Origin of the sequence: Pseudomonas sp. GD03858 (assembly GCF_029840925.1) — a bacterium.
Taxonomy (GTDB): Bacteria; Pseudomonadota; Gammaproteobacteria; order Pseudomonadales; family Pseudomonadaceae; genus Aquipseudomonas.
In genome coordinates this window covers 40,665-48,075 of sequence record NZ_JAOCDM010000031.1, presented here as the reverse complement: position 1 = coordinate 48,075, position 7,411 = coordinate 40,665, and the positions used below count along the sequence as shown (strand labels likewise).

At 64.8% G+C, this 7,411-nt stretch carries 3 protein-coding genes; all 3 read right to left on the bottom strand.

Annotated features, from left to right (window positions below; genetic code table 11):
* Positions 1 to 59 precede the first annotated feature (59 nt).
* Positions 60 to 2,753, bottom strand: coding sequence for a GGDEF and EAL domain-containing protein (locus N5D48_RS11105; protein ID WP_279884061.1), 2,694 nt, complete (start codon positions 2,751 to 2,753; stop codon positions 60 to 62).
* Positions 2,754 to 3,074: 321 nt separating this feature from the next.
* Entirely contained in the window at positions 3,075 to 4,697 is a 1,623-nt protein-coding gene (gene aceF / locus N5D48_RS11100) for a dihydrolipoyllysine-residue acetyltransferase (protein WP_279884059.1), read from the bottom strand.
* A 13-nt stretch (positions 4,698 to 4,710) separates the two neighbouring features.
* The gene (gene aceE, locus N5D48_RS11095) at positions 4,711 to 7,356 is read right to left on the bottom strand and encodes a pyruvate dehydrogenase (acetyl-transferring), homodimeric type (RefSeq protein ID WP_279884058.1); all 2,646 of its coding nucleotides are present in this window, start codon (positions 7,354 to 7,356) and stop codon (positions 4,711 to 4,713) included.
* Between the last annotated feature and the right edge of the window lie 55 nt (positions 7,357 to 7,411).

The following is a 7,411-nucleotide window of genomic DNA, read 5'->3' as shown; positions in this document are numbered from 1 at the left end:
GCTGCGCAGCAGCCCCAGAAGGCAAGTGATGTCTATAGTGCCCGAGGTTGGCCCCGCTGTCAGGCCACCGGCCCACGCGGATAGCGGCGCAGCTTCTCGTTCAGCTCGCGCCCCGGAATCGGCCGGTCGAACAGGTAGCCCTGGCCGACGTCGCAGCGGTGCCGGCGCAGGAACGCCAGCTGTTCGGGCGTCTCGATCCCTTCGGCGACCACCTTGAGCTTGAGGTTGTGCGCCATGGCCACCACCGCCGAGGTGATTTCCATGTCGTCCTGGTTGTCGGGGATCTCGTTGATGAAGCTGCGATCGATCTTGATGATGTCGATCGGAAACTTCTTCAGGTAGCTCAGCGACGAGTAGCCGGTGCCGAAGTCGTCCATGGCCAGGGTCAGGCCCAGGGCCTTGAGCTCGTCGAGCTGGCGGTGGGTATCCTCGCTGGCCTCCAGTAGCAGGCCCTCGGTCAGCTCCAGCTCCAGCAGGTGCGGTGGCAGGGCTTCTTCCTTGAGGATGCCGCCGATCGAGCTGACCAGCTCAGGGTCGGAGAACTGCTTGGGCGACAGGTTGATGGCCACGTGCAGGTTGCCGAAGCCGGCCTCGCGCAGCTGCTGGCTCATGCGGCAGGCCTGGCGCACCACCCACTTGCCGATGGGGATGATCAGGCCGGTTTCCTCGGCCACGCTGATGAACTGGTCGGGGCGGATCATGCCGCGCTCGGGGTGGTTCCAGCGCAGCAGCGCTTCCAGGCCGAGCAGGCGGCCGCTGCGCAGGCACAGCTTGGGCTGGTAGAACACTTCCAGTTCGTTCTGGGTCAGGGCGCGGCGCAGGTTGTTCTCGACGAACAGCTTGTAACTGGCTTCGGCGTTGAGCACCTCGGTGAACACCTGGACCTGGTGCTTGCCGTTGGCCTTGGCCTTGTGCAGGGCCAGGCCCGCGTTCTTCATCAGCGTGGCCGGGTCGCTGCCGTGCAGTGGCGCGCAGGCCAGGCCGACGGAGGCGGTGACGTTGATCAGCTGGTTGTCGACGAACATCGGCTTGTCGAGGGTGCGCAGCAGCTGGTGGGCGACGCCCTGGCCGTCTTCCAGGGCGGTGTCGTCGAGCAGCACGGCGAACTCGTTGCTGGCGAAGCGCGCCAGGCTGCCACCGTTGCTCAGGCTGTTGCGCAGGCGCCGGGCCAGGCTGATCAGCAGCTTGTCGCCGGTCTGGTGGCCGAGGCTGTCGTTGATTCGCTTGAAGTTGTCGATGTCCACCAGCAGCAGGCAGATGGGAGTATTGCCGTCGCGGGCGAAGCGCTCGTCGAGGTTGCGGATGAACGCCGGGCGGTTGCCCAGATTGGTCAGGTTGTCCGTGTAGGCCAGGCGCTCGATGCGCTGCTGGGCCAGCTTGCTCTGGGTGACGTCTTCGTAGATGCCGATGTAGTGGGTCAGCTCGCGGTTGTCGCCGTACACCTTGGAGATCGACAACTGGCCCCAGTAAGGCTCGAGGTTCTTGCGCCGGCTCTTGAACTCGCCTTGCCAGCTGTTGCCCATGGCCAGGCTCGACGGCGAGTCGAACAGCAGCTCGCTGAGGTTTTCCAGGGCTGGCAGCTCGGCCAGGTGATGGCCCTGGACCTCTTCGGTGCTGTACTGGGTGATCGCCGTGAAGCTCGGGTTGACGTACTCCACCACGCCGTCGCAATTGACCAGCAGGAACGCGCTGGCGCTCTGCTCCACGGCGCGCTGGAACAGGTGCAGGGCGCTGGCGGCGGTGCGTCGGTTGTGGTTGTTGATGACCTGGGCGAACTGGTCGGCGAGCTCGCCGGCGAAGGCGATCTCATCCGTTTGCCAGGCCCGGGGCTGGCCCGTCTGTTCCAGGCACAGCACGCCGACCACCTGGCCGTCGATGCGGATGCTGGCGTCGAGCATGGCGTTGTCGCCGCTGCTGTACAGCGACTCGGCCATCTCGCGGGTGCGCGGGTCGTGGCTGGCATTGTGCGCGTCGATGGCACGACTGGCGTGCAGGGCCTCGAGGTAGTCGGGGAAGCGGCTGGCATCGATGGCTTCGGGCATGCGGTGCCGCTGCTCGCGGTGATACCAGGCGCTGATCGGCTCCAGGCGCTGGTCGTTCAGGTACCAGATGCTGGCGCAGTCGACCTTGTAGATCTCGCAGGCGCTGCGGGTGATCAGCTCGGCGGCCTCGAGCAGCGAGTTGCCGATGCTGTAGCGCTGGCGCGCCAGACGCAGGATCAGGTCCTGTTGGGCGCGGACCCGTTCCAGGTGCTCGAGCTGTTCCTGCTGGGCGCGTTGGTTCAGCTGCAAGGCCAGTTGCAGGCGGCTGTTGCGCGACTCGAGGTCGTTGGCGTCGGGGTTCGCGGCGTCATCGGCCTGTTCGTTCATCACCGTCAGGTAGCCGCGCAGCAACTGGCGGTTGTGCTGCTTGTAGCTTTCGCCGACTTCCAGCAGGCGCAGCGGCATCGGGTTGGCGTGCAGGGTGTAGCGCACCCGGTAGTAGCCACGCTGGGCCAGTTGCAACTGGATGTCGTCGTGCAGTTTGTAGCGGGCCTCGGGCTCCATCAGGCTGGCATAGGGCGAGCCGATCAGGGCGCAGAGTTCGGCGGCGGGCAGGCCGAACTGCCGGTCGCAGGCGGGGTCGAGGTACAGCAGCGCCCAGCTGGCTTCGTTCAGCCGTTCGAAACGCAGCATGCCGAGCCGCGAGGGCACGGGAAGCTGCGTGACGACCTCGGCCGCCACACGGCTGGCGGCATCGGGTTGGCTTTTCATCGAAGACTCGCTTGAACAGGGGCGCGGCCTGGAGCACGGCGCATCGGGCAAGGTTGCATCATGTCCCCAGGGCTGGCAAGCGGCCGTGGGAGATGCTGTGAACAGGTTGTCGGCTGGTGGTGGGGAATCTGAAGGTCAGGAGCTGCAAGCTGCAAGCTGCAAGAAAAAGCGTCCTCATGGCCCAACTCGCTGCTTTTGCTTGAAGCTTGCAGCTTGAAACTTGTAGCAGACAAAAAAAGCCCCGCCAATTGGCGGGGTTGAGGTACGAGCGTGGCAGCTCGAAAACGGGGCTGCCCCTCCGGGGAGGGGCAGCGTGCAGCGTTACAGCAGCATGGTGCGGATGTCGCCCAGCACGTCGCCCAGGCGCTTGGTGAAGCGCGCGGCGGCGGCGCCATTGATCACGCGGTGATCGTAGGACAGCGACAGCGGCAGCATCAGCTTCGGCTGGAAGGCCTTGCCGTCCCAGACCGGCTGCATGGTGGCCTTGGAGACACCGAGGATCGCCACCTCAGGCGCGTTGACGATCGGCGTGAAGCCGGTGCCGCCAATGTGGCCGAGGCTGGAGATGGTGAAGCAGGCGCCCTGCATCTCGTCGGCCGAGAGCTTCTTGGTGCGGGCCTTCTCGGCCAGCGAAGCGGCTTCGGCAGCCAGTTGCAGCAGGCTCTTCTGGTCGACGTTCTTGATCACCGGGACCAGCAAGCCGTCCGGGGTGTCCACGGCGAAGCCGATGTGCACGTACTTCTTGCGGATGATCGCCTTGCCGCTTGGCGCCAGCGAGCTGTTGAAGTCCGGCAGTTCTTTGAGCAGGAAGGCGCAGGCCTTGAGCAGCAGTGGCAGCACGGTCAGCTTGACGCCGGCTTTCTCGGCCACGGCCTTCTGCGCGACGCGGAAGGCTTCCAGCTCGGTGATGTCGGCGGAGTCGAACTGGGTCACGTGCGGCACGTTCAGCCAGCTGCGGTGCAGGTTGGCGGCACCGACCTGCATCAGGCGGGTCAGGGCCACTTCCTCGACTTCACCGAACTTGCTGAAGTCCACGGCAGGGATCGGCGGGATGCCGGCACCACCGGTAGCACCGGCGGCTGGAGCTTCCTTGGCCTTCTGCATCATGGCCTTGACGTAAACCTGCACGTCTTCTTTCAGGATACGGCCGTGCGGGCCGGTGGCGGCGACCGCACCCAGGTCGACGCCGAATTCACGGGCCAGCTGACGAACGGCAGGGCCGGCATGCACCTTGGCGTTGCTGCCAGCGGCCGGCGCGGTGGCGACCGGAGCTGGAGCAGGCGCAGCAGCCGGCGCGGCGGCGGCAGGTGCAGCGGCTGGGGCAGGAGCAGCAGCGGCCGGAGCCGGCGCTGCAGCAGGGGCGGCGCCTGCGGCCTTGATCTTGAAGATCAGGTCGCCGGTGCCCACTTCGTCTTCCAGCTTGCACAGCACGGCTTCGATCACGCCGGCGCTAGGCGACGGGATCTCCATGGAGGCCTTGTCGGACTCCAGGGTGATCAGCGACTGGTCGGCTTCGACGGTGTCGCCGACCTTGACCAGTACTTCGATGATCTTGGCCTTGCCCGACGAACCGATATCCGGCACGTGGATGTCCTGCACGCTGGCGGCAGCGGGGGCTGCGGCAGGAGCAGGGGCCGCTTCGGCAGCCGGTGCCGGGGCAGCAGCTGGAGCCGGGGCGGCAGCGGCCGGAGCCTCGGGCGCCGCAGCGGCGCCCTCGACTTCCAGGACCAGCAGCTCGTCGCCTTCTTTCAGGCGGTCGCCCAGCTTGACCTTCAGTTCCTTGACCACGCCGGCCTTCGGCGCGGGGATCTCCATGGAGGCCTTGTCGGACTCCAGGGTCAGCAGGCTCTGGTCAGCCTCGATACGGTCACCGACCTTGACGAACAGCTCGATGATTTCACCTTCACCGCTGCCGATGTCAGGTACGCGAATGAGTTCGCTCACTTAAAAATACTCCTCAGCAGTCCAGTGGGTTGCGCTTGTCCGGATCGATGCCGAACTTGACGATGGCGTCAGCGACAACCTTCGGTTCGATCTCGCCACGGTCAGCCAGGGCTTCCAGGGCAGCCAGCACCACGAAGTGGCGGTCGACTTCGAAGAAGTGACGCAGCTTCTTGCGGCTGTCGCTGCGACCGTAGCCATCGGTACCCAGGACCTTGAACTCTTTGCTCGGCACCCACTGGCGAATCTGCTCGGCGAACAGCTTCATGTAGTCGGTGGAGGCGATGACCGGACCCTTGCGACCGGTCAGGCACTCTTCGACGTAGGTCTGCTGAGGCTTCTGGCCAGGCTTGAGGCGGTTGGCGCGTTCCACGGCCAGGCCGTCGCGACGCAGCTCGTTGAAGCTGGTGACGCTCCACACGTCGGCGCCGACGTTGAACTCTTCACGCAGGATCTTCGCCGCTTCGCGGACTTCGCGCAGGATGGTGCCGGAGCCCATCAGTTGCACGTGGTGCGCGGCTTCGCGGGTGTCTTCCTCGAGCAGGTACATGCCCTTGATGATGCCTTCCTCGGCGCCGGCCGGCATGGCGGGCTGCTGGTAGGATTCGTTCATCACGGTGATGTAGTAGAAGATGTCCTGTTGCTCTTCGGTCATCTTCTTCATGCCGTCCTGGATGATCACCGCCAGCTCGTAGCCGTAGGTCGGATCGTAGGTGCGGCAGTTCGGGATGGTGCCCGCCATGATGTGGCTGTGACCGTCTTCGTGCTGCAGGCCTTCACCGTTGAGGGTGGTACGGCCGGCGGTACCGCCGATCAGGAAGCCACGGGTGCGGCTGTCGCCGGCGGCCCAGGCCAGGTCGCCGATGCGCTGGAAACCGAACATCGAGTAGAAGATGTAGAACGGCAGCATCGGCTGGTTGTGGCAGCTGTACGAGGTGCCGGCAGCGATGAACGACGACATGGCGCCGGCTTCGTTGATGCCTTCCTCGAGGATCTGGCCCTTCTTGTCTTCGCGGTAGAACATCACCTGGTCTTTATCGACAGGCTCGTAGAGCTGGCCGACCGACGAGTAGATGCCCAGCTGGCGGAACATGCCTTCCATGCCGAAGGTACGGGCTTCGTCCGGGATGATCGGGACGATGCGCTGGCCGATGTCCTTGTCCTTGACCAGTTGCGCCAGGATGCGCACGAAGGCCATGGTGGTGGAGATTTCGCGGTCGCCCGAGCCGTCCAGGATCGCTTTCAGCGTTTCCAGTGGCGGGGTCGGCACGCTGAAGCTCTTGGCACGGCGCTGCGGCACGAAGCCACCCAGGGCGGCGCGGCGCTCGGCCAGGTACTTGGCTTCGGCGGAGCCTTCTTCCGGGCGGAAGAACGGCAGGTTCTCGAGGTCGGCATCCTTGACCGGGATGTCGAAGCGGTCACGGAAGTGACGCAGGCTGTCGACGTCGACCTTCTTGGTGTTGTGCGCGGTGTTCTTGGCTTCGCCGGCACCGGTACCGTAACCCTTGATGGTCTTGGCCAGGATGACGGTCGGCTGATCCTTGTGGTTCACGGCCTGGTGGTACGCCGCGTAGACCTTGTACGGGTCGTGGCCGCCACGGTTGAGCTTCCAGATCTCGTCGTCGGACAGGTCTTCGACCATGGCCTTGAGCTCTGGGGTGTTGAAGAAGTTCTCACGGACGTACGCGCCGTCCTTGGCCTTGTAGTTCTGGTACTCGCCGTCGATGACTTCGTCCATGCGGCGCTGCAGGGCACCGTTGGTGTCCTTGGCCAGCAGTGGGTCCCAGAAGCGGCCCCAGACGACCTTGTTGACGTTCCAGCCACCGCCACGGAACACGCCTTCGAGTTCCTGGATGATCTTGCCGTTGCCGCGAACCGGGCCGTCGAGGCGCTGCAGGTTGCAGTTGATGACGAAGATCAGGTTGTCCAGCTTCTCGCGGCCGGCCAGGGCGATCGCGCCCAGGGATTCCGGCTCGTCGCACTCGCCGTCGCCCATGAAGCACCAGACCTTCTGCTTGCCGGCCGGGATGAAGCCACGGGCTTCCAGGTACTTCATGAAGCGCGCCTGGTAGATGGCCTGGATCGGGCCCAGACCCATCGATACGGTCGGGAACTGCCAGAAATCAGGCATCAGCCATGGGTGCGGGTACGACGACAGGCCTTGGCCATCCACTTCCTGGCGGAAGTTGTTCATCTGGTCTTCGCTGATGCGGCCTTCCATGAAGGCGCGGGCGTAGACGCCTGGCGAGGCGTGGCCCTGGAAGAAGATCAGGTCGCCGCCGTGTTCTTCGGTCGGGGCCTGGAAGAAGTAGTTGAAGCCGATGTCGTACAGCGTGGCGCTGGAAGCGAAGCTGGAAATGTGACCACCCAGGTCCGAGTCGCGCAGGTTGGTGCGCATGACCATGGCCAGGGCGTTCCAACGCACCATCGAGCGGATGCGGCGTTCCATGAACAGGTCGCCAGGCATGCGTGCTTCGTGGGTGACAGGGATGGTGTTGCGGTACGGCGTGGTGATGGCATACGGCAGCTGGGAGCCACTACGGGTGGCCAGCTCGCCCATACGGGTCATCAGGTAATGAGCGCGGTCTTCGCCTTCTTTGTCGAGGACCGACTCCAGGGCATCCAGCCATTCCTGGGTTTCGATTGGATCGAGGTCTTGCATGGCTTGCTCCAGGGCGGAAAGGCCACCAGAATCGATGGCCTGAGTTTGCGACTGG